Origin of the sequence: Grylomicrobium aquisgranense, assembly GCF_033971865.1 — a bacterium.
GTDB lineage: Bacteria > Bacillota_I > Bacilli_A > Erysipelotrichales > Erysipelotrichaceae > Bulleidia > Bulleidia massiliensis.
Map to the genome: position 1 here is coordinate 16021 of NZ_JALBUR010000019.1, position 21228 is coordinate 37248.

At 48.7% G+C, this 21228-nt stretch carries 20 protein-coding genes; 5 read left to right on the plus strand and 15 right to left on the minus strand.

Translation table 11 applies throughout. From position 1 onward, the window contains the following. Positions 1 to 5 precede the first annotated feature (5 nt). The 3 genes from MOZ60_RS07880 to MOZ60_RS07890 all read right to left on the minus strand — a co-directional run bounded on the left by MOZ60_RS07880 (position 6) and on the right by MOZ60_RS07890 (position 3194). A complete protein-coding gene (locus MOZ60_RS07880; RefSeq protein WP_370596253.1) occupies positions 6 to 881 on the minus strand; it encodes a branched-chain amino acid ABC transporter permease in 876 nt (291 codons plus the stop codon). Between the two features lie 97 nt (positions 882 to 978). Further along, entirely contained in the window at positions 979 to 2181 is a 1203-nt protein-coding gene (locus MOZ60_RS07885) for an ABC transporter substrate-binding protein (protein ID WP_370596254.1), read from the minus strand. 146 nt (positions 2182 to 2327) lie between these two features. Next, on the minus strand, positions 2328 to 3194 hold the full coding sequence (locus MOZ60_RS07890) for an AraC family transcriptional regulator (protein WP_370596255.1): 867 nt from the start codon (positions 3192 to 3194) through the stop codon (positions 2328 to 2330). Positions 3195 to 3304: 110 nt separating this feature from the next. Here MOZ60_RS07890 and MOZ60_RS07895 point away from each other — a divergent pair, with 110 nt between their 5' ends. The 3 genes from MOZ60_RS07895 to ahpC are packed head-to-tail and all read left to right on the plus strand — an operon-like array spanning position 3305 to position 5117. Continuing rightward, positions 3305 to 4087 (plus strand): ferritin-like domain-containing protein, encoded by a 783-nt coding sequence (locus MOZ60_RS07895; protein WP_370596256.1) that lies wholly within the window; start codon positions 3305 to 3307, stop codon positions 4085 to 4087. A 12-nt stretch (positions 4088 to 4099) separates the two neighbouring features. Next, complete coding sequence (locus MOZ60_RS07900; RefSeq protein ID WP_277007975.1) at positions 4100 to 4525, plus strand: Dps family protein; 426 nt, start codon at positions 4100 to 4102, stop codon at positions 4523 to 4525. Positions 4526 to 4553: 28 nt separating this feature from the next. Beyond that, complete coding sequence (gene ahpC / locus MOZ60_RS07905) at positions 4554 to 5117, plus strand: alkyl hydroperoxide reductase subunit C (protein ID WP_370596257.1); 564 nt, start codon at positions 4554 to 4556, stop codon at positions 5115 to 5117. 182 nt (positions 5118 to 5299) lie between these two features. Here the strand turns inward: ahpC and tnpA are convergent, their stop codons facing one another. Further along, positions 5300 to 5719, minus strand: coding sequence for an IS200/IS605 family transposase (gene tnpA / locus MOZ60_RS07910; RefSeq protein ID WP_370596258.1), 420 nt, complete (start codon positions 5717 to 5719; stop codon positions 5300 to 5302). Between the two features lie 99 nt (positions 5720 to 5818). Between tnpA and MOZ60_RS07915 the strand changes: the two genes are divergently transcribed. After that, positions 5819 to 7201, plus strand: a complete 1383-nt coding sequence (locus tag MOZ60_RS07915; protein ID WP_370596259.1) for an RNA-guided endonuclease InsQ/TnpB family protein — start codon at positions 5819 to 5821, stop codon at positions 7199 to 7201. A 133-nt stretch (positions 7202 to 7334) separates the two neighbouring features. On the opposite strand, the gene MOZ60_RS07920 is transcribed toward MOZ60_RS07915, so the two are convergent. The 6 genes from MOZ60_RS07920 to MOZ60_RS07945 form a co-directional block, all read right to left on the minus strand. Next, a complete protein-coding gene (locus MOZ60_RS07920; protein ID WP_370596260.1) occupies positions 7335 to 8825 on the minus strand; it encodes a glycoside hydrolase family 1 protein in 1491 nt (496 codons plus the stop codon). Between the two features lie 19 nt (positions 8826 to 8844). Further along, complete coding sequence (locus MOZ60_RS07925) at positions 8845 to 10128, minus strand: FtsX-like permease family protein (RefSeq protein WP_370596261.1); 1284 nt, start codon at positions 10126 to 10128, stop codon at positions 8845 to 8847. Next, positions 10125 to 10892, minus strand: a complete 768-nt coding sequence (locus MOZ60_RS07930; protein ID WP_108775220.1) for an ABC transporter ATP-binding protein — start codon at positions 10890 to 10892, stop codon at positions 10125 to 10127. The genes MOZ60_RS07925 and MOZ60_RS07930 overlap by 4 nt, the downstream gene beginning before the upstream one ends. 90 nt (positions 10893 to 10982) lie before the next feature. Continuing rightward, positions 10983 to 11312, minus strand: a complete 330-nt coding sequence (locus MOZ60_RS07935) for an HU family DNA-binding protein (protein ID WP_483423491.1) — start codon at positions 11310 to 11312, stop codon at positions 10983 to 10985. Positions 11313 to 11417: 105 nt separating this feature from the next. Continuing rightward, positions 11418 to 13811 (minus strand): ribonucleoside triphosphate reductase, encoded by a 2394-nt coding sequence (locus MOZ60_RS07940; RefSeq protein WP_370596262.1) that lies wholly within the window; start codon positions 13809 to 13811, stop codon positions 11418 to 11420. After that, complete coding sequence (locus MOZ60_RS07945; RefSeq protein ID WP_370596263.1) at positions 13795 to 14955, minus strand: anaerobic ribonucleoside-triphosphate reductase activating protein; 1161 nt, start codon at positions 14953 to 14955, stop codon at positions 13795 to 13797. Before MOZ60_RS07945 ends, MOZ60_RS07940 begins: the two co-directional genes overlap by 17 nt. Positions 14956 to 15081: 126 nt before the next feature. Between MOZ60_RS07945 and MOZ60_RS07950 the strand changes: the two genes are divergently transcribed. Then, positions 15082 to 15609: a restriction endonuclease gene (locus MOZ60_RS07950; RefSeq protein ID WP_370596264.1), complete on the plus strand. Its 528-nt coding sequence runs from the start codon at positions 15082 to 15084 to the stop codon at positions 15607 to 15609. 6 nt (positions 15610 to 15615) lie between these two features. Here MOZ60_RS07950 and MOZ60_RS07955 read toward each other — a convergent pair whose 3' ends face one another. The 5 genes from MOZ60_RS07955 to MOZ60_RS07975 are packed head-to-tail and all read right to left on the minus strand — an operon-like array spanning position 15616 to position 20912. Further along, positions 15616 to 16968, minus strand: a complete 1353-nt coding sequence (locus tag MOZ60_RS07955; RefSeq protein ID WP_370596265.1) for a sodium-dependent transporter — start codon at positions 16966 to 16968, stop codon at positions 15616 to 15618. Continuing rightward, complete coding sequence (gene dusB, locus MOZ60_RS07960) at positions 16965 to 17948, minus strand: tRNA dihydrouridine synthase DusB (RefSeq protein WP_370596266.1); 984 nt, start codon at positions 17946 to 17948, stop codon at positions 16965 to 16967. Before dusB ends, MOZ60_RS07955 begins: the two co-directional genes overlap by 4 nt. After that, entirely contained in the window at positions 17921 to 18820 is a 900-nt protein-coding gene (gene hslO, locus MOZ60_RS07965; RefSeq protein WP_370596267.1) for an Hsp33 family molecular chaperone HslO, read from the minus strand. Before hslO ends, dusB begins: the two co-directional genes overlap by 28 nt. After that, positions 18817 to 20547: a glycoside hydrolase family 2 protein gene (locus tag MOZ60_RS07970; RefSeq protein ID WP_370596268.1), complete on the minus strand. Its 1731-nt coding sequence runs from the start codon at positions 20545 to 20547 to the stop codon at positions 18817 to 18819. The genes hslO and MOZ60_RS07970 overlap by 4 nt, the downstream gene beginning before the upstream one ends. Before the next feature lie 5 nt (positions 20548 to 20552). Next, positions 20553 to 20912, minus strand: coding sequence for a hypothetical protein (locus MOZ60_RS07975; RefSeq protein ID WP_370596269.1), 360 nt, complete (start codon positions 20910 to 20912; stop codon positions 20553 to 20555). Positions 20913 to 21228 lie beyond the last annotated feature (316 nt).

The following is a 21228-nucleotide window of genomic DNA, read 5'->3' on the forward strand; positions in this document are numbered from 1 at the left end:
CCACCTCATACTTTCTCCGAAATCTTCTTGCCGAGCAGGCCAGTAGGCTTGATCAGCAGCACAACAATCAATACGCCAAAGACAATGGCATCGGAAAGCTGTGCCGAAATATACGCTTTGGAAAGATTCTCGATAACGCCAAGCACAAGACCGCCAAGAAAGGCACCGGGAATGGAGCCGATACCGCCAAGCACGGCAGCGGTAAATGCCTTGATGCCCGGCATGGAACCCATGGTTGGATACACACTCGGATAGGCGCTGCACAGCAGAATCGCAGCCACAGCCGCAAGACCGGAGCCAATGGCAAATGTAATCGAAATGATCTTATTGACATTGATGCCCATCAGAGCAGCTGCCCCGCGGTCTTCGGAAGTAGCCCGCATGGCCCGGCCGGTTCTGGTCTTGTTAATGAACCAGCTCAGTGCAAGCATAATCACCACGCATGCAGCAATCGTAATAATGGTGCTCCAGGCAATGGATACACTGCCAATGCTCAAAGAGCCGGAAATAATAGTCGGGAAGATTTTGGTATCCGTACCCCACGCCAGCATGGCGCCGTTTTCAAGGAAATACGAAACGCCAATGGCAGTGATCAGCACAGCCAGGGAACCCGCCTGACGCAGAGGCTTGTAGGCAAGACGCTCAATGACAACGCCAAGCACGGTACAGACAACCGCTGAAAGCAGTACGGCCACAATCACTGACATATGCCAGTTATATAATGCAAAGTACGCTACGAAGGCGCCCACCATGATGATGTCGCCATGGGCAAAGTTCAGCATTTTGGCAATTCCATACACCATTGAATAACCAAGGGCGATAATGGCATACACACTGCCAAGGCTGAGTCCGCTGATCAGATAGGACAAAAATGCCAACATAAGCTTCTACCCCTCCTGTTTCTAATTTATTGACAATCAAAGAAGGCTGCCATGATTTTACAACTGGCAGCCCCTTCTTTACAAACGCAGTTCAATCTTATTCAGCGCTGACGTAAGCACCGTCCTTGATGACGATCGCCTTAGGATCCTTGGAAACCTCACCATTCTTGTTCCATGTGACACTAGTACCTGTGATACCATCAAATGTCATGGAAGTGAACTGCTCCTCAAGAGCAGCAGTGATATCATCCGTAGAAGAATCCGGTGTTACATCCGAAGCATCCAGAGCCTGTGCAATCGCATATACAGCATCATACGCATCAGCAGCAAACTGGTTCGGTGTATCATCATAAGCTTCCTTGTACTTCTTGACAAAGCTGGAAGTCTTCTCATCCGTAGCATCAGCAGCAAACGGTGTCAGCATATACAGACCTTCTGCAAGACTTGTATCAAAGCCTTTCAGTGTCAGAATGCCATCCATACCATCGCATCCGAAGAATGTCGGTGCATAGCCTGCATCCTTGGCAGCTTTCAGAATCTGAGAAGCCGGCTGATAGTAGATCGGGAGGAATACGATATCAGCACCGGCAGCCTGTGCCTTCTGAACATAGACAGAGAAGTCTGTTGTGCCATCCTGGAACGCCTCTTCATCAACAATGTTCAGGCCCTTGGCAGCAGCCTCGGCCTTGAACTTTGTATACAGGCCATTGGAATAGTTATCATCGTTACGATAGATGACCGCAATCTTGGAGCCAAGATCAGCATGCTCAGCCAGGTAGTCAGCGGAAGCTTTGCCCTGGTTAGGATCCGTGAAGCACATCTGGAAGACATTGCCATAAGGACCGCTCTCATTGTCGGCATCCTGATAAATGATCGCCGGAGAAGAACCGGAAGGTGTAATAGCAAAGATATTTTCCTGCTGATACAACGGTGCAACTGTCTGACCGGCACCGGATGTTGTTGTCAACAGAGATACCTGCATGCCCTTATCCATCAAAGTATTGAAAGCAGATGTAGCCTTTTCACCATCGGCCTCATCATCTTCAAATACCAGATCGAACTGTGTCTTGCCGCCCTTGGCATTAATCTCATCAACCGCAATCTGCGCGCCGTGTTCGACTGCCAGGCCGTACACAGCCGCATCACCCGTCAGCGGTCCGGAACCGCCAAGAACATACTTCTTGCCGCCGTCAGCAGAGCCGGAAGCGGATGCAGATCCTGTCGAACTATTGCCGCAGGCAGCCAGTGAAGCAGCCATTACCACGGCAAGTCCGCCCTTAACGAACTTACTCATTTTCATATCTTTATCCCTCACTTCTATATCTCCTCTTTGTGAAGATGAACCTATTATAATTCTCTAATTCTTGCTTGCAAGGACATTTTCACAATTCTTACAAATTTATTTGTAAGAAAACGCTTTTATTTACATATTCTTTCACAATTGTTTCACTGGCGCATACAACTGTCACCCGTACACGAACGCCTGTAGGCAAGCGGCGTCATGCCATACTCTTTCTGAAACATGCGGCCAAAGTAGCTCTGCTGTGAAAACCCACACGCCAAAGCAATCTCCGCCACCGGTGTATGCTCATTCACCAGCCGGCGTGCCGCCTCCTCCAGACGATAGCTGTTGAGATACTCAACAGGTGTCGTCTCTGTATATACCTTAAATAAGGAAGTGCATTTGGTACGGCTGATCCCGGCACTGCCGGCAATATCCTCCAGTGAAATCTTATCCATATAATGTTCCTGAATATAGCGCACCATCTTACGCTGCAGACCAAGATCATACTCATCCGAAGGCTGCTGCACCAGATGTTCATGAATCATATATATAGAACGGAACACCAGATGCACATCCGCTGCTACCTCCAGCTCATATCCATCCGGCTGTTTCATCGCCGTCTCCTTGATCTCATCCAGCAGCGCAATAATCCGCGCCGCATAACTGCTGCGCCCATCCATCTGAATATGGGCAAAATCGCCATCCGACACAACCGGCACAACCAGCTTTTCATACATACCCTGATTCCAGGCAAGCATCTGCGGATTGACAATCAGCTTTTCCAGCATGCTTTCTTCCTTCTTCGCCCCGTAAATCCGGTGAACCTGATCCTGATTGATAAAGCACATCTCATCCGGTCCCAGCAGAAAGTCAGAATTGTTGACATGGCAGTGCAGATGGCCCTTGCGCACCCGGATGAGCTCCACCCCGTCATGCCAGTGCGCTCTCTCCTTATGTACTTCGCCCGGTTCCATTGTCTCTTCCAGAAAAGAAACGGGTAATGATCCAATCTTGTATTCTTTTTCCATGAAATCCTCCAATTTGTAAATATTGCTATTTTTTAAGATTATATTGCTATATTCAGATTGTATCACAGGATATTATACAAGTGCAAAAAGAAAGGAAAACAAAACGAAATATGAAATTAGTATATGCATCCAGAACCGGCAACGTTGAAAAGCTGGTCAATGAAATCAATACATCCAACACATTGAAGATTGAAACAGGCAAGGAAGTTCTCAATGAAGCAGCTGTTCTTGTGACATACACAGATGGTGCCGGCATCCTGCCGGAAACAGTCCGCAGCTTCCTTGATGCCAACAAGGGAAAGGTCAGATACGCTGCTGTCTCCGGCAACCATGTCAAGCATCCGACAACTTTCACCGGTGCTGCTGACATCCTGGAAAAGGAATATGGCATCCCGGTCATCGCCAGATTCGATCTGGCCGGCAGTGAGGCTGTTGTCAAAGCTGTAAAAGCAGCACTGTCAGAGGACAAAGATGATGTGGCAAAGCTCAACAGACTGCTGGCATCTCAGGAAGTCTTCACAGCCAACCTGCAGCTGTACCACTGGTACATCACCGGCAAGCAGTTCTTCACCCTGCATCCGCAGCTGGAGGATCTCTATGATGCCGTGCGAGATGACTTTGACAAGACAGCCGAGCTCATCCTCACACTGAATGGTGCACCGGCATCCACTCTGAGCAGCTTCACAAACAACAGCGTCATCGCCGAGGCAAATCCGGCATGGATCAGTGCTGATGATACGCTCAAGGCACTCAAGGATGGCTATCTTTCCCTGATCACACTGGTCAGACGCATCAAATCTGAAACAGAAAATGAGCTTGTCAGCATCTCTCTTGATGACATGCTCAAAGCATATGAAAAGAACGTCTGGATGATTTCACAGGCCCAGGCATAAAGGAGGACAAACATGAATACGATTGAAAAACTGAATACACTGCTCGCTTCGCAGGAAGTCTTTGCATCCAACCTGCAGACATATCACTGGTACATCAAGGGAAAGCAGTTCTTCACTCTCCACCCGCAACTGGAGGATCTCTATGATGCCATGAGAGATGATTTCGACGAAACAGCCGAACTCATCCTCATGCTGGAAGGCGCACCGGCTGCTACCCTGTCCGACTTTGTCAGACTTTCATCCATCAAGGAAGCACCTTCCGTATATATGAGTGATGATGAAGTACTGGCTGAGGTCAAGAAAGGCTATGAAGAGCTGATCAACCAGGTGCTGTCCCTGAAGAAGGAATCTGACAGCGAGCTGGTTTCCATCAAGCTCGATGATATGCTGACAAGCTATGCCAAGAACGTCTGGATGATTTCCCAGGCATCGAGATAACAAAAGACAAGAAAGGAAAACAAACAACATGTCTCTGATTAACAAGGAACTTAACGATTTCAAACTGAATGTGTATCAGGATGATACCTTCAAGACTCTTACCAAGAAGGATCTGCTCGGCAAGTGGAGCGTACTGTTCTTCTATCCGGCTGACTTCACATTTGTCTGCCCGACCGAGCTGGAAGATCTGGCCGCATCCTATGATGAATTCAAGAAGATTGGCTGCGAGATCTATTCCGTCTCCTGTGATACCCACTTTGTCCATAAGGCATGGCATGATCACTCCGAAGCCATCAAGAAGGTAACATACCCGATGGTCGGAGATCCGACCGGTGCTCTGGCACGTGACTGTGATGTGTACATCGCAGATGAAGGCACAGCAGAGCGCGGCACCTTCATCATTTCTCCAGAGGGAAGAATCGCTGCATATGAAGTATCCTCCGGCAGTGTCGGCAGAAACGCCGATGAACTGCTGCGCAAGGTAGAAGCCTGCCAGTTCGTCCATGAAAACGGTGATCAGGTATGCCCGGCAAGATGGAAGCCAGGCATGAAGACACTCAAACCTGGTATCGACCTGGTCGGCAAGATCTGACACATCACTCCTCTCCTCCTGTTGTCATCAACAGTAAAACAGGGCGGATTCCCATATGGGTTTCTGCCTTGTTTTTATTTATCAATGAAATTTTCTATCAAAAATAGGCGAGAGCACTACGCCTGAAAAGCCGCAGCCGCCTGTGTCGGCATATCGGTGTTCAGACGTAGATGAATCGCCGACTATTTGATTTTCTGATTGTTAATGTAGTTTTTAACCACAGTTTCCGTTTTATCGCTTACGCTTCCGATAAAGTAGGAAAGACTCCAGAAATAAGGCTTCCCATAATATTGAGCCAGCTCAGGACTGAAGGCTTTCCTGATCTGCCGTGATGAAGCAGATTTAAATGCGTTGATAAACTCTGAGAGATTGAGCTGCGGATACGCATCAAACAATATATGCATATGATCCGGCATTGTTTCAATCGCCTGCACACGAAGTTCATGATCTTTAAAGTATCTGCACGTATAATCTTTCAGAAAATCCTCAAGTTTCCCCGTTATTGCCGGTTTTCTGTATTTTGTAATCAGTACAAGATGATACTGCAGCAGAAAGCAGCTGTGCTGATTATAGTAGTATTCTTCATTCTGTTTTTTGTGCATACATCGGCCTCCACATGGTGTATAACTGACATCTTTTATGATATAATATATGTAGCATAAATAAAAGCTTTTATGCTTAGAAAGGATGATTATTAACTGATGTATAGTGCAAAGACGATATTTGTACAAAGATCGGATCCGTTATTTGCATGGTGTGACGATATTGCTCACAAGGCGAACAACCTTTACAATGCCGCACTTTTTCGTGAACGGCAGATGATGTTTGCTGCAAAAAGAACAAACATCTTCGATCTGAGCGATAACGAACTGGAAGTGATGAGCGAGTTTGAGTGGATGAACTATTATCTCCCGAAAGACAAGCAGAAAATACTTCCGCCTTCCGGATCCATCAGCTATACAACTCTGGACTGTATGATGAAGCTATGCAAAAATCCAGATTACTGCTGTACTGGATTGCCAAGACAAACCGCACAGCAGATATTGAAAATGACTTTGCGGGATATTTGCTCATTCTTTGCGGCATTGAAGAGCTACAAGCGTGATCCGGGCAAATTTACAGGGCGGCCGAAAATGCCTGGATACAAGCACAAGAAAGGTACGTGCGCTTTTATTGTTACAAATCAGGACTGCGTTATTCGCAAAAACAAGAAACACCGGTATACCGCAAAACTGCCTTTTACGAAACAAGTTGTGCGCCTTGGCAGAGAAGTACACGGCAAATTTGTTCAGCTTAACGTAACGCCCAGAAACGGCACGTACAAACTGTCATTTGTGTTCGATGATGGGACAAATGCACCGGCAACTGCTGATACAGCAGAATGTATTGCTGCAATTGATCTCGGTGTAGACAACCTGATGGCTGTGACTAACAACGTTGGTGCTGAATGTCTGCTGTTCAAAGGCGGGGCTGCAAAATCTGCAAACCATTATTTCAATCAGATGTCTGCCCGCATCCAGTCAGAGCAGACAAGTGGAAGCACTGACAAGTTTTTCCCGACAAAACGGTATTATCGCATCCTCCAGAAAAGAAATAATCGCATAAATGACTGCATGCTTAAAGATTGCAAACGTCTTATCACATGGTGCGTAGAAAAACGTATCGACACCATTGTGATAGGTGAAAACAAATTCTGGAAGCAGGAATGCAGTATGGGAGGTACGAGCAATCAAAACTTTATGCAGATTCCATTTGAAAGGCTGAAAAGAATTATTACCTATTCAGCAGAGCGCCTGGGAATCCGTATCATTTATCAGGAAGAATCATACACATCAAAAGCATCTTTCCTGGACAGAGATAAAATTCCGGTGTATAGCCGAGATTCAGAAGAACATCATAAATTTTCAGGTGTCAGAGAAAAACGTGGGCTGTACAGATCTGCAGATGGCCCAAAGATCAATGCGGATCTGAATGGCTCGGCAAACATTCTGAGAAAAGCCATACCGGACGCTTTTGAAAGAGGGATAGAACCTGATTTCAGAAATATAAGGGCATATTATCATCCTGATCTGAAACTGGCATAAAAGCAGTGCGGGCAGAACCGCATATGGGACCGTGAATGCCCCGCTGTACGGAACGGTAAACTGTTCCGCCTGCAGAAAATGAAGCCATGCGTGACTTTCCGCATCAGCGAATAAGTCAGACATGGTAATTCACTTATTTCAAGTCTTCTCCATTGCTGGCAATCACCTTCTGATACCAGTAATAGGAATCTTTGACAGAACGCTTGAAGCTTCCCTGACCATGGTTGTCGGCATCCACATAGATCTGGCCATATCTCTTGGCCATCTCACCTTCGCCATTGGATACCATATCCACACAGCCCCAGTACAGATAGCCCATCAGATCAATACCGTCAAGCTCCACCGCATCCTTCATCGACTGGATATTGACGCGCATGTAGTCAATGCGGTAATCATCATGCACTGTGCCATCTTCAAACTTGTCATTCCAGCCAATACCGTTCTCTACGCAGAACAGCGGGCAGTGATAGCGGTTATGGAAGATGTTCAGGGCAATACGCAGGCATTGTGGATCTGTTCCCCAGCCCCAGGCATTGGTCTTCAGATACGGGTTAGCCACCTTGCCATCACCTGATCCGCCATTGCCTTCACCAGCCAGTGCATCTTTATGTGTTGTATACGTATTGGATCCATAGCAGGAGAACGACAGGAAGTCACAGACACCCTTCTTCAGGATTTCCTTGTCACCAGGCTGCTCAGGCAGGACAATGCCCGCTCTCTTATAGGCAAGCAGCTTATAGACAGGATATTCACCAGTCATCTGTACATCAGAGAATGACAGTGTATTGTTCTGTCTTTCGGCCGCCAGCAGCTGATCATACGGATCAGCAGTCAGGCCATAGCATGGTCCAAAGGCCAGCATCATGCCAACCTTGATATCCGGGTGCTTTTCATGGGCTGCAATCACTGTCTTGGCCGAAGCCAGAAACTGATGATACGCCGCATTGGCAATATTCTGGGGATCCGCATGGATCAGACCGGCTGCCACATAGGGTGCTTCCTCTACCAGATTAATCTCATTGAAAGTCAGATAATACTTCACTTTTCCGGCAAAACGGTCAAACAGTGCAGTAGCATATTTAACAAACAGATCCACCAGTTTCCGGTCATTCCAGCCATTGCACTGCTGGGCAAAGATCAGCGGTGTCTCATAGTGATGCAGTGTAATCAGCGGCTCAATGCCATATTTTCTGCACTCATCCACCACATTCTCATAGAAGCGCAGTCCCTCTTCATTCACTTCCCCTTCCGGATCCGGGAACACTCTGCTCCACTTCACTGAGAAGCGCAGGCACTTGAAACCCTCTTTTGCCATCAGGGCAATATCCTCTTTGTAATGATGATAGAAATCTGAGGCAATGTGGCTTGGATAGTAATACTTCGGATCATCCAGCTCACATGGCACAGCACCCTGTGGCAGATGGCGCTCCGGTGACCCAAAGCAAAGCGGCGTAGAACCAGTTGTACCATCCGGCTTGCGCCATGTCACCTGACGTCTGACCGTGTGAGAACCATTGGTCATCACATCACCTGTGCAAAGAGCCGCATTGCCCTCATGCACACCACCCTCATACTGATTGGCAGCTGTTGCACCGCCCCAAAGAAAATCCTTGCGAAAAGACATATAATCTCCCTTTCTATGTTCAAGCGCGTTTCGCACTCATGTTACTTCTATAATACAGCCAGGTTGCGATCATGCACACTAATAATGGCAATAACAGCGACATCAGCAAAGAACCAGGCAGTGATCCTGTCAGCACACCATTGCCGGCAAGTGCCTTGAGAATCACACACACATACATTGCTGCGCTGACTGCCACAAAGCAATAGAAACTGACCGTCTCTCTGGCAATGATATGATGCAGATCTTTCTCCAGATAGCCAAGATGCCGCATCGTCTGGAAGTATTTTTTCCGGTTCAGAGCTTCCGTGCCAAAGCGGAACAAAATGGCCAGTGACAGCAGCACATTCATCATCTGATAGGCCAGAATCATCAGGACTTTCTCCATGCTGGTAATGGATGGCGTACTCATCAAAGAAATCAATACAACCGAGCAGATCACAATCAGGACAACATTGACCTTCATGATGGAAAGATCAGTGCGGAAAAACCCAAGTACGGCAATCTGGTTTGGCTTGTCAATTGCCTTCCTGTCCAGCCATGCACTCAATAACGGCTCAAACACATGCCTGCAGCAAAGATAAAAGCCCATCATGCCAAACAAGGCAAACACAAAGGCATCTGCCGGGGCACTGAGAATACCAAGCATCGGAGCCAGCCACAGAATCAAAGCAAACACACCCGCTGCGTCATTGGAAATCTTCGCAGCCTTTTTTGTATGAGCAATATTGAACACACTGCCCGTGGAACGGATGGACTGGCTGTTGAGCAGCGTATAGGCATTGTTGCGGTAGGCATAGGACAGATTCAGATAGGTTGTCCAGAATACCAGTGTCAGCAGCACAAACAGTGTTGCCGATACAGCACTGCCTGAGATCGGAATGACGCACTGTGTCTGCAGCCAGGATGTCATCAGTACTTCCAGCAATGGCCGCAATGCCAATGCCAGCACAACGCCAACCGGAATGGCTAAAGCCAGCAGTAAGAACGTCTGAATCAGAAGGTAGCCAGCCAGCTGTGAAAAGCCGGCGCCGCAGATCAGCTGTACGGCAAGATCCTTTGCCTTTGTGCGGACAAAGAAATCATTGGCGAAGAAGACATCCACCATGCATACAAAGACAGCAAAGAATGTCACATTGACGGCAAGGCCGCCCTGTGAATTGCGGAAGGTCATGCCTACTGCCGGTGAAACGGCAATGCAGAAAAACAGAAAGACAAAGGCTGTTGTGAGCATAAATGTCAGCCAGTAGAAGAAGGAGCGGTAGAAATCCCGCTTCAGTGATTTCAAAGCACTGGCAAAGATCATTTCGTCAGCAGCTCCCTTGATTCTGCACTGTTGATCTCGACAATCTTTGAGAAGAACGTATCCTGATCCATGTCATTTCTCTCCAAGACAGTATCGATACTGCCATCACGGATATACAGAAGACGCTTGGCATAGGATGTAATCAGCGGATCATGGGTAACCATGATGATTGTGACACCCTGTTTATTCAGATCAGAGAAGATTTTCATCAGTTCCGCACTGTTGGCACTGTCCAGATTGCCGGTAGGCTCATCCGCGGCAATGATATTGGGATGATTGACCAGCGCACGGCAGATGGCAGCACGCTGCCTCTGGCCGCCAGAACACTCATAAGGATAATGATCCAGCAGATCCAGAATGTTCATGGACTTTGCAAGCTCTTTGACACGCTTGTCGATGGCATCCTTCTTCACATGGGCCAGTGCCAGCGGCATGGCAATATTCTCATACAATGTGTGGGTATCCAGCAGATTGAAATCCTGAAAGATAAAGCCAAGATTAGAGAAACGAAATCTGCCGATCTCATTGGCACCCATGGTGCGCACTTCCTGTCCATTGATCAGAACTTTGCCGCCGGTAGGAATATCGATGGTGGAAATATTGTTAATGAAGGTGGATTTGCCAGAGCCGGACGGCCCCATGACGGCAACGAAGTCGCCTTCGTGTACCTGTACATTAATATCATGCAGTGCTTCAAAAGCATGAGAGGTGCCTGCATTGTACACCTTCTTCATGTGAACGGCTTCCAGAACTGTTTTACTCATAGTGAAATTCTCCTGCTGCAGGCTATTATACCACCCACCTTTCTATCAAAAAAAGCAGACATGCGCACATGTCTGCTTTCAATCGAAAACTTACTTAACGATGTCCTTGAGTGCCTTGGCAGCCTTGAACTTCGGGGCCTTGCTTGCCGCAATCTCAATCTTTTCGCCAGTTGCCGGATTAACACCCTGACGGGCAGCTCTCTCTGCAACTTCGAACTTGCCGAAGCCGGAGATGGAAACCTCACCGCCGTCCTTCAGTGTTTCTGCAATTGCATCAAATGCTGCTGTGACAGCATCAGCAGCCTGCTTCTTTGTCAAACCCGCAGCTTCAGCGACCTTGTCTGCTACATCCTTCTTTGTTGCGGTAAAAATACCCTTTGCCATATGATAAAACTTCCTCCTTTTATGGTCTTCTCCTATTCTATACAGGACATTTCCCTCTTGCAATCACTAAATTTAACACTTGGACTGTCAACGTGCCACAGTGATTCAGTACTGGACAGGATTGAATTTGGCATACAGCCATCACGCCGCAGTGCCTTTGCTCTGATTAATGAAAGACATGATACTGCCGGTATTCACATACAGCTGCGCTCCTTCAGCACTCTCCACCACCATCGTCGGTGCCTGCAGAATGCCATACTTCCGTGTCAGATCCTTGTTCTCCAAAGCATCCTTGATCTCATAGTCCACATGATGCTCATCCAGGAACTTCTCAATGATCCTGCAGTTCGGGCAGGTCGGCGTAGTAAACAGCAGATACTTCTGGGTAGAGCTGCTGTTAACAGGTTTCGTTTCTTCCACCCTGACAGCCGGCTGCTGATCTTCCTTGAAAGATGTGCAGGAAGTGATGCCATCCACTGCATATGTCTTTCTGTCCTTGAACTCCTGTGCCTTGCCGGCATTCCAGTTCTTCACCGGACGGTAGTATCCGGTAATACGCGAATACACTTCCGTCGGCTTACCGCAGACCGGGCACTTCCAGACTTCACCTGAGATGTAGCCATGCTGGGCACACACGCTGTAGGTAGGCGAAATCGTATAGTATGGCAGCCGGTAATTCTGGGCGATCTTTCTGACCAGAACAGCCGCCGCATGCCAGTCGCTCAGCCGCTCGCCAAGGAAGGCATGGAACACCGTGCCGCTTGTATACAGCACCTGCATGTCATCCTCAATATCCAGCGCCGCAAAGATATCATCCGTGCAGCCAACCGGCAGATGGGTGCTGTTGGTATAGTATGGCGTACCCGCATCATTGGCTGTCATGATATCCGGATACTTTTCCTTGTCATGACGGGCAAGACGGTAAGCTGTACTCTCTGCCGGGGTTGCCTCCAGGTTGAACAAAGCACCATACTGTTCCTGATAATCAGACAGACGGTCACGCATATGATTCAGCACATCAATGGCAAAGGCTTTTGTCTCCGGATGGGTCAGATCCTTGCGCAGCCACTTTGCATTGAGGCCGGCCTCATTCATGCCGACCAGGCCAATGGTTGAGAAGTGGTTGTTAAAGGTGCCAAGATACCGTTTGGTGTATGGATAGAGACCTGCATCCAGCAGCTTGGTAATGACTTTCCGCTTGGTATCCAGACTGCGTGCACTCAGATCCATGATGTGATCCAAACGGGCATAGAAATCATTTTCATCTTTGGCAAGATAAGCAATTCTAGGCAGATTGACCGTGACGACACCAATCGAGCCCGTGCTTTCACCAGAGCCAAAGTAGCCGCCGCTCTTTTTACGCAGTTCACGCAGATCCAGACGCAGCCGGCAGCACATCGAACGCACATCCGAAGGCTTCATATCACTGTTGATATAGTTGGAGAAATACGGAGTGCCATACTTGGCAGTCATCTCAAACAGCAGACGGTTGTTCTCGGTATCACTCCAGTCAAAATCCTTGGTAATGGAATAGGTTGGAATCGGATACTGGAAGCCTCTGCCATTGGCATCACCCTCAATCATGGTCTCAATGAAGGCCTTGTTCACCATATCCATTTCCTTCTTGCAGTCCCTATAGCAGAAGTCCATCGGCTTGCCGCCGACAATGGCAGGCTGATCCGCCAGATCCTCCGGCACGGTCCAGTCCAGCGTAATATTGGTGAATGGAGCCTGGGTCCCCCAGCGGGATGGCGTATTGACCCCATAAATGAAAGATTGAATATCCTGCTTGACTTCCTTATAGGACAGATGGTCCACTTTTACAAACGGTGCCAGGTACGTATCAAAGCTCGAGAACGCCTGCGCACCAGCCCACTCATTCTGCATGATGCCAAGGAAGTTGACCATCTGGTTGCACAATGTACTGAGATGCTTGGCTGGCGCAGAGGTAATCTTGCCTTCGACACCGCCAAGACCTTCCTGAATCAGCTGCTTCAAAGACCACCCGGCGCAATACCCCGTTAACATGCTCAGATCATGAATATGAATATCGCCAGACCGATGGGCATTGGCAATCTCATCATCATAGACCTCAGACAGCCAGTAGTTTGCCGTGATCGCACCGGAGTTGGACAGAATCAGGCCTCCCACAGAATACGTGACAGTGCTGTTCTCCTTGACACGCCAGTCCAGTGCCTTCAGATAATTGTCCACCAGCTTTTTGTAGTCCAGGGTTGTATTCTGGATATTGCGCAGATTCTCATGCTGGCGGCGGTACAGGATGTAGGCCTTAGCCACATCCGCATAGCCGGCATCTGACAGCACTCTCTCCACACTGTCCTGAATGTCTTCCACACCAATCAGATGATCATGCACCTTGGGGGCAAAATTACTTGTCACCCGCAATGCAATCAGATCGATCACATCATCCGCATACGGCTTATTGCAGCCATCAAAAGCCTTCTTCACCGCATTCCTGATCTTGTCCAGATCAAAATCGGCAATCTTGCCATCACGTTTAACGACTCTGTACATCCGTTTCTCCTTTCACCCCACGAAGCTCTGTCTGGGGAATCATTGTTCTCACTGCTTCACACAGTTCTTCCATCTGCCGGGCATCATAGCCGTGGTACCCTTCCTGAATCAAAGTCCCGCTGTCATGAAACTGCTGCAGATAATAATGCTTTGCACCACGGATCCATGACGCCGCGGCCAGCAGATCCTCTTTGTCATGCAGCTCCCTGACAACCGTTGTACGGAACTCATAGTCCACATGTCCTGCCAGCAGATAGGAAACACTTTCCTCAATTCGATCCATCTGGAACACCGCCTTCTGCATGCCGCAGGTCATGGCATACTTTTCTTTGCAATTCTTCAGATCCATGGCAACATAATCCACCAGTCCCGACTGCACTGCTTCTTTCAGCTTCTTTGGCTCATAGCCATTGGTATCCAGCTTGACCAGGAAGCCCATGTTCTTGATCTTCTCCATAAAGGGAAGAAGGTCAGGCTGCACCAATGGTTCCCCGCCCGAGATACACACACCATCCAGAATGCCTTTGCGCCTGCCAAGGTAAGTAAAAATCTCATCCGGATTCACAAAGGAATAATCCTCCGGCACAAACACAAGATCCCGGTTGTGGCAGAACGGACACTTAAAACTGCAGCCAGCGGTAAATACCGTTGCGGCAAGCCTGCCCGGATAATCCAGCAGCGTCACTTTCTGCAGACCGCCGATCTTCAGATCATCAAACGAAGGCATCACAATGTTGTGACTGTTCTCACATGTCTTCGCCATCATCTTTTCAAAGGCATCCCCATCAATACCGTCAAACACGGAATTGCGATAAGCAGAGCGGAACTCATAGAGCTTGTTCATGATCTTCCCACTCTTTTCAGTTGTGTAAAGGCGCTTGACACGCTTGTCCTTCTCATCTGCCTTACTGACAACATAACCCTGATCCAGCAGTTTCTGCATCGACTTGGTCGTTGTTCCCTTGTCCACTTCAGAAATCCGGGTCACTTCCTGCATCGTGATCCCCTCATTCTCATAGATCACAAACAGAAACATCAGCTGTCCCCAGCCGATTCCATATGGTTCCAGTGCATGGTCAAAGTATTTCTGCGTATTCCGGTACAGCACTGAAAGATGAATCATGAAGTTGCCCTGCTCTGCCATCACTGCCTCCTCACCCAATTAGTTGCATTTCCAACTATTACTATCATGATAATCGAATTCACCAAAAATAGAAGAGAAATGTCTGCCACTTCTTTCCCAATTCACTCACAAGGTATAATGATTCCCATGAAGCATACCTTTTCCTTCACACTGATCCGCATCCTTGCCATGGAATGCATTATCATCCTGTTACTGGCCGCCATTGCCTCACCGATGCCGATTTCCTTATCCCTGGCAATTGTGGCTGCCATCATCGCCGCACTTCTGTTTCTGACAAGAAATCTGCAGATACGACCGGGATACGTCGATCATATGAGCGGTGAAAAGTTTGAAAGATACTGCCGGGCATGGTTTCACCACCACGGCTATTTCGTCATCCGGACCACGCAGAAGACAAAAGACTACGGTGCGGATCTGATCATGCGGAAAGGCCTGCACAAAATCGTTGTACAGGCCAAACGATATGACCGCAATATCGGTGTCTATGCCATCCAGCAGGCCATGGCAGCCAAGGCATACTACAACGCCGATAAAGCCATCGTCATCACCAACCAGTATTTCACCTACAGTGCCAGGAAACTTGCTGAAGTTAATGATGTCCAGCTGGTAGATCGAAGTGATCTGTTTCATATTCCAGAATCAAAAAAAGACTGATGCTTATTACATCAGCCCTTTGATCAGGATCACCAGCACAAGGATTGGTAATCCAAAGCGGAAATAATACTTCAGGAAAGAAGGAATCTTCACACCTCTGCCAGTATTGGCTTCCTTCTGGTAGTTGTCAAAGCCCCATCCAAACTTGTAAGAGCAAAACAGCACCATCACCAGTGAACCAAGCGGCAGAAACAGATTGGAGACCAGGAAGTCTTCGATATCCAGCACACCCTTGCCGGCAATGGATAAACCGGACCACACATTGAAGCCAAGCACACAAGGCAGTGATGCCAGCAGGACAACAATCAGGTTGATGAAAGATGCCTTTTTGCGAGTAATGCCGAAGTTGTCAGTCAATGTCGCATTGAGGTTTTCAAAGACGGCAATGACCGTTGAGAATGACGCAAAGGACATGAACAGGAAGAACAGGGCACCCCAGAGTCTGCCAAATGCCATGTTGACAAAGACATTTGGCAAAGTGATGAAGATCAGGGATGGACCGGCATCTGCCTGTACGCCAAAGGCAGAACATGCCGGGAAGATGATCAGGCCTGAGACAATGGCCACAAAGGTATCCAGTACACAGATCCAGCCTGCTTCAGATGCCAGGGTGCGGTCTTTGCTCATATAGGAGCCAAAGATTTCCATGGCACCAATGCCAAGAGACAGTGTAAAGAATGACTGGTTCATGGCCGCATTGATCACATTGCCAAGGCCTGCTTCCTTGGCCCTTGTCAGTGATGGCAGAAGGTAGAACTGCAATCCGGCCATGCCGCCTTTTAACGTCAGAGAATGAATGGCAAGGACAACAATCAGGCAGAGCAGTGATACCATCATCACCCGAGAAATTCTTTCCAGGCCATTCTGCAGACCCTGTGCCACAATCAGGAAACCCGCAATGACTGTAATTGCCATCCACAGCGTCATCTCTGCAGGATTGGCAAGCATGGCACTGAAAACACCCGATACCGCATCCTTGCTCATGCCGGAAGTAAAAGCACCGGTCAGAAACTTGAAGAAGTAGCCAAGCATCCATCCTGAGACAGTCGTGTAATACATCATCAGAAGATAGCAGCCGATGGCACAGAACCAGCCATGGATATGAAACTTTGATCCAGGGGTTTCCAGTGTCTTGTAGCCTTTGACGGCTGACTGGCGGGAAGCACGGCCGATGGCCAGCTCCATAGTCAATACCGGAATGCCCATGATGATCAGAAACAGCAGGTAGAACAGCACAAAGATCCCGCCGCCGTTCTGTCCTGTTACAAACGGAAATTTCCAGACATTGCCGATGCCAATGGCACAGCCTGCCGAAACAAGCAGAAATCCAAGGCGGGACTGAAACTGATCTCTCTTCACAATTCTTCCCCCTCTTCCAGTTTCTTGCGATAGTCAGATAATATCACTTCAAGATCATGCAGATTCTCCAACGAAGACATCTTTGCCTTATACGATGCCGCATAGGGCATGCCGGTTAAAAACCATGGCGCCATGCCCCGCATCATATGCATGCCGTCATGCTCCCCTTCCAGATCACACAGATTTTCTGCATATGTCCGGCAGAGAGACAGCCGCTCCTCATAGGATGGCTCTGTATATGGCCGTCCTTCTTCATGCGCAAGCAGCTCCTGCAGGAAATACGGCCTGCCAAGCAGACCTCGGCCGATCATGACCGCATCACAGCCCGTTTCTCTGCGCATCCTGTCCGCATCTGACACACTCTTGATATCGCCATTGCCAATGACCGGAATAGATACTGCTTCTTTCACCATGCGGATCCATTCCAGGTTCACGCTGCCCTGGTACATCTGGCTGCGGGTGCGCCCATGCACCGCCACCGCATCCAAGCCCGCTTCTTCCAGCCGTCTGGCAAAAGAGGCACAGTTGATGTGGCTGGCATCATAGCCTGCCCGGATCTTAGCTGTGACAGGTCGATCTGTATTGTTTTTCACAGCTTTGACAATTGCAGCCGCAAGATCCTCATCCTGCATCAGCCAGGATCCGGCATGCGACTTGAGCACCTTATGCACCGGACAGCCCATATTGATGTCGATGATGTCGCAGTCCGTATGATCACTGAGATATCTGGCAGCCTCCCCCATCGTATCCGGATCCGAGCCAAACAGCTGCAGTGATACCGGATGTTCATGAGAAGATGTGCGGCACATGTCAAAGGTCTTTGCATTGTGGTAGTGCAGTGCCTTGTCTGAGATCATCTCCGATACAACAAGACCTGCCCCAAAGTCATGACTCAGCTGCCGATAGACCGGATTGGAAATACCAGCCAGCGGTGCTGCCACAAATGGATTGCTTATTCTGACACTGCCGATGTTCCACATACTTTCTCATCCACAATTTTCTGCAGCTCCTCTGGTGAATATTCATATTTTTTTCCACAGTACTGACATACAATCTCCGCCGGCTTGTTCTCTGCCACAAGTTCCTTGAGATCCTTCACAGGCAAAGTGGCAAGAGCCTCACGGTAATGATCACGCGAGCAGCCGCAGTAATACTGAATCGGCAGATGTTCCAGGATCTTCGCATCCGGGAACACAGAGAGAATCATCTGTTCCACGCTCATGTCACTGTCTGCCATCTCCGTCATCGGCTTCATCGTTTTCGCGGCATGTTCACAATATTCAATCGCATCCTCCGTGGCTTCCGGCATCAGCTGATAGATCATCCCGCCGCCTGCCTTCACTGTATTATCCGGAGAAACAAGCACGCCGACTGCCACAACACTTCTGACCTGTTCACTTAAAGCAAAATAGTACGCATAGTCATCGCCAATCTCACCAGTCTGCAGATTCACCACACCGGAAAACGGCTCTTTCAGGCCAAGATCCTTGATAACAGTCAATGTGCCATTGGTACCGACGGCCTTGCCGACATCCAGGTGGCCGTCTTTTCTGACCATGTACAGATTTGGATCACTGATAAAGCCGCGCACATGCCCGGCACCATCACCCTGTGCCAATACCGTACCAGCCGGACCATGGCCATTGAACACACTGGTGATCTTTGCCTCAGGATCCTTCAGATCACTGGCCATCAGACCAGTGACAGTCAACACACGCCCCAGGGCAGCCGCACTTGTCGGCATGCAATGGTGCGTGACACGTGCTTCCTCACACATCGCGGTTGTTCTGGCCGCATGAATGCGCACCTGCCCATCCATGGCCTCTGCAATAACAATTTCATCCTGCATCATATTAATTTCCTCTGTATTCTTTCATTCATCTTCTTCATTTTCTTCATGTCAATCTTGACCACCCTGCGGTCAGCTGTCAGAAGACCATTGCATTCGGTCTCCACATCACTCAGCTGGGTATAGATACATCCCGCAAGGCCATCATCAATGTTGGCAAGAATGTCATGTTCATACAGTGCATTGACGGCAAGATCCAGATCCCGCTTATCGCGGAACTTCCTGTAGCCAAACAGCTTGTCGGCATTGCTGTGTCCATATTCCAGATACGCATAGCCGCCAAACTCAGATAACAGCAGAATTCTCTGGTCCAGACGGGGCACATGGAAGGCATGGAAGTACACATGGCGGCTGTTGAAGTCACCGCAGCCCTGATCATGCCAGCCCGAAGCACTGTCAATCAGTCTGGTTGTATCATAGTCGGCAATATGGTCTGTGACCTGCGAGCTGTCAAACTGGCCCCAGCCTTCATTGAACGGCACCCAGGCAAAGATGGAAACACAGTTATAGAGTGTATCCAGCATTTCATCCAGTTCATGCATGTACATCTGCCGGCTGTCTTCACTCTCTCTGCCAAAGCGGCGGTAATTGCCATCGTTCATTGTACGGATGCCAATCATCGGCAGAGCCTGGTGTGTCCAGAACGAGAATGTATTTCCGCCATTAGGCATATCCTGCATGACCAGGATGCCCATCGTATCACAAAGATAATACCAGCGTCTGTTTTCCTGCTTGACATGTTTCCGCAGCATATTGAAGCCCATTGCCTTCACTGCAGACAGTTCGTACTTCATTGCCTCTTCACTTGGATACGTATACATGCCATCACAGGAATAGCCCTGATCCAGCAGGCCGCTCAAAAACAATGGCTGATGATTCAAAGCAAAGCGTATATGGCCGGAGCCATCGTGGCAGCTTGTAAAGGAGCGCATGCCAAAATAGCTCTGCACGTCATCATCCTCGGTCAGGATTTCAACATCATACAAAAATGGATCATTCACAGACCATGCATGGAAGTCATCCATCGGCACAACGTAATGGCCGTCTTCTGTCAGTCCTTCATGATGAAAGGAGCCATCCCGGGCGCTGACAATAATGCGGGCCTGATGAAATGGACCGGCCAGTTCCAGGAATACCTGATGATGGTCAAAGTCCGGTGTGATCTTGAGATCTTCAACGGCATGCACAGGCAGCTGTTCCAGCCAGACCGTTCCCCAGATGCCAGCCGTCGGTGTATACCAGATGCCCCTGGGATTGATGCGCTGCTTGCCAAAGGCACAGACACCCTGGTCCGATGCGTCCTTGACCCTGACCATTAATGTATTCTGATATTTGATCAGATGGGTGATATCGATGGAAAATGGCGCATAGCCGCCAAAGTGGCGGCCTGCTTCGACACCATTGACATAGACAATGCATGTCTGGTCCACGGCTTCAAAGTTGAGCATCACTCTGCCTTCATCCGGTTTCCAGGCAAAATAACGCCGGTACCACAGTGTTTCACCAGGAGAAAGATTCTCATTTGTCTGACTCAGGGCACTGCCTAAAGCAAACGGCACACAGATCAGCTTCCAGCCATCCGGAACGGTATCCTGATTTCCATTCACAATCTGATATTCCCACATGCCATTCAGATTCAGCCACTGTTTGCGGCGAAACTGCGGCCGGGGATATTCCGGCAGAGGATGATTCAGATCCAGTGCTTCTCCCCATTTACTCAATACCGTCATCCCCATCACTTCCTTTTATTCACAAGCAGAATGCGCAGGGCAGCACAGCCATGCACGATCAAAGCATACAGCACAATCTTTGTCTGCATATTGCTTGCGGCCACAGAGCGTGTCACGGCAAAGCTGTAACCAACACAGATCACAAATGACACAGCACACATCACGATCTCAGCAAGCCACGGAATCATCCCTTTTTTATCAATCGCATCCAGCACCCCCGGCAGCATCATCCCGATGACAACCGTCAGAAAGAACGGCATTGTCCAGAATGCATACTCAGAACGGATCATGCCAAAAAGCACCACCACAGCCATGCCCATGCCAGTGCCGATGCCTAACAGAACACTGAATACTTTTGTTTTCATACTCTGATTATCCATGCCACCCATTATAGCAAATCATGACAAAAGGACAGAATGACCAGCACATATTGCCAAAGGATTCCTCCTTTCTGTCAGTCTTACTGTCAGTTTTTCTGTCAGTCTTTCTGTTTGTCAGAATCACTGGTTTTCCAGCAGATATTTACCTGGGCATCATCATCCTTCAATGATTTCCAATAGGGTAGAGTGAGCCGCGTTAGCGGCTCGACCCTCCCGTTGCACCGTACGTACGGTTTTCCGTATACGGCGCTACGTTTGTATTTACTTACGATTATTGAGATAGTATTCCAACGGGTTGACC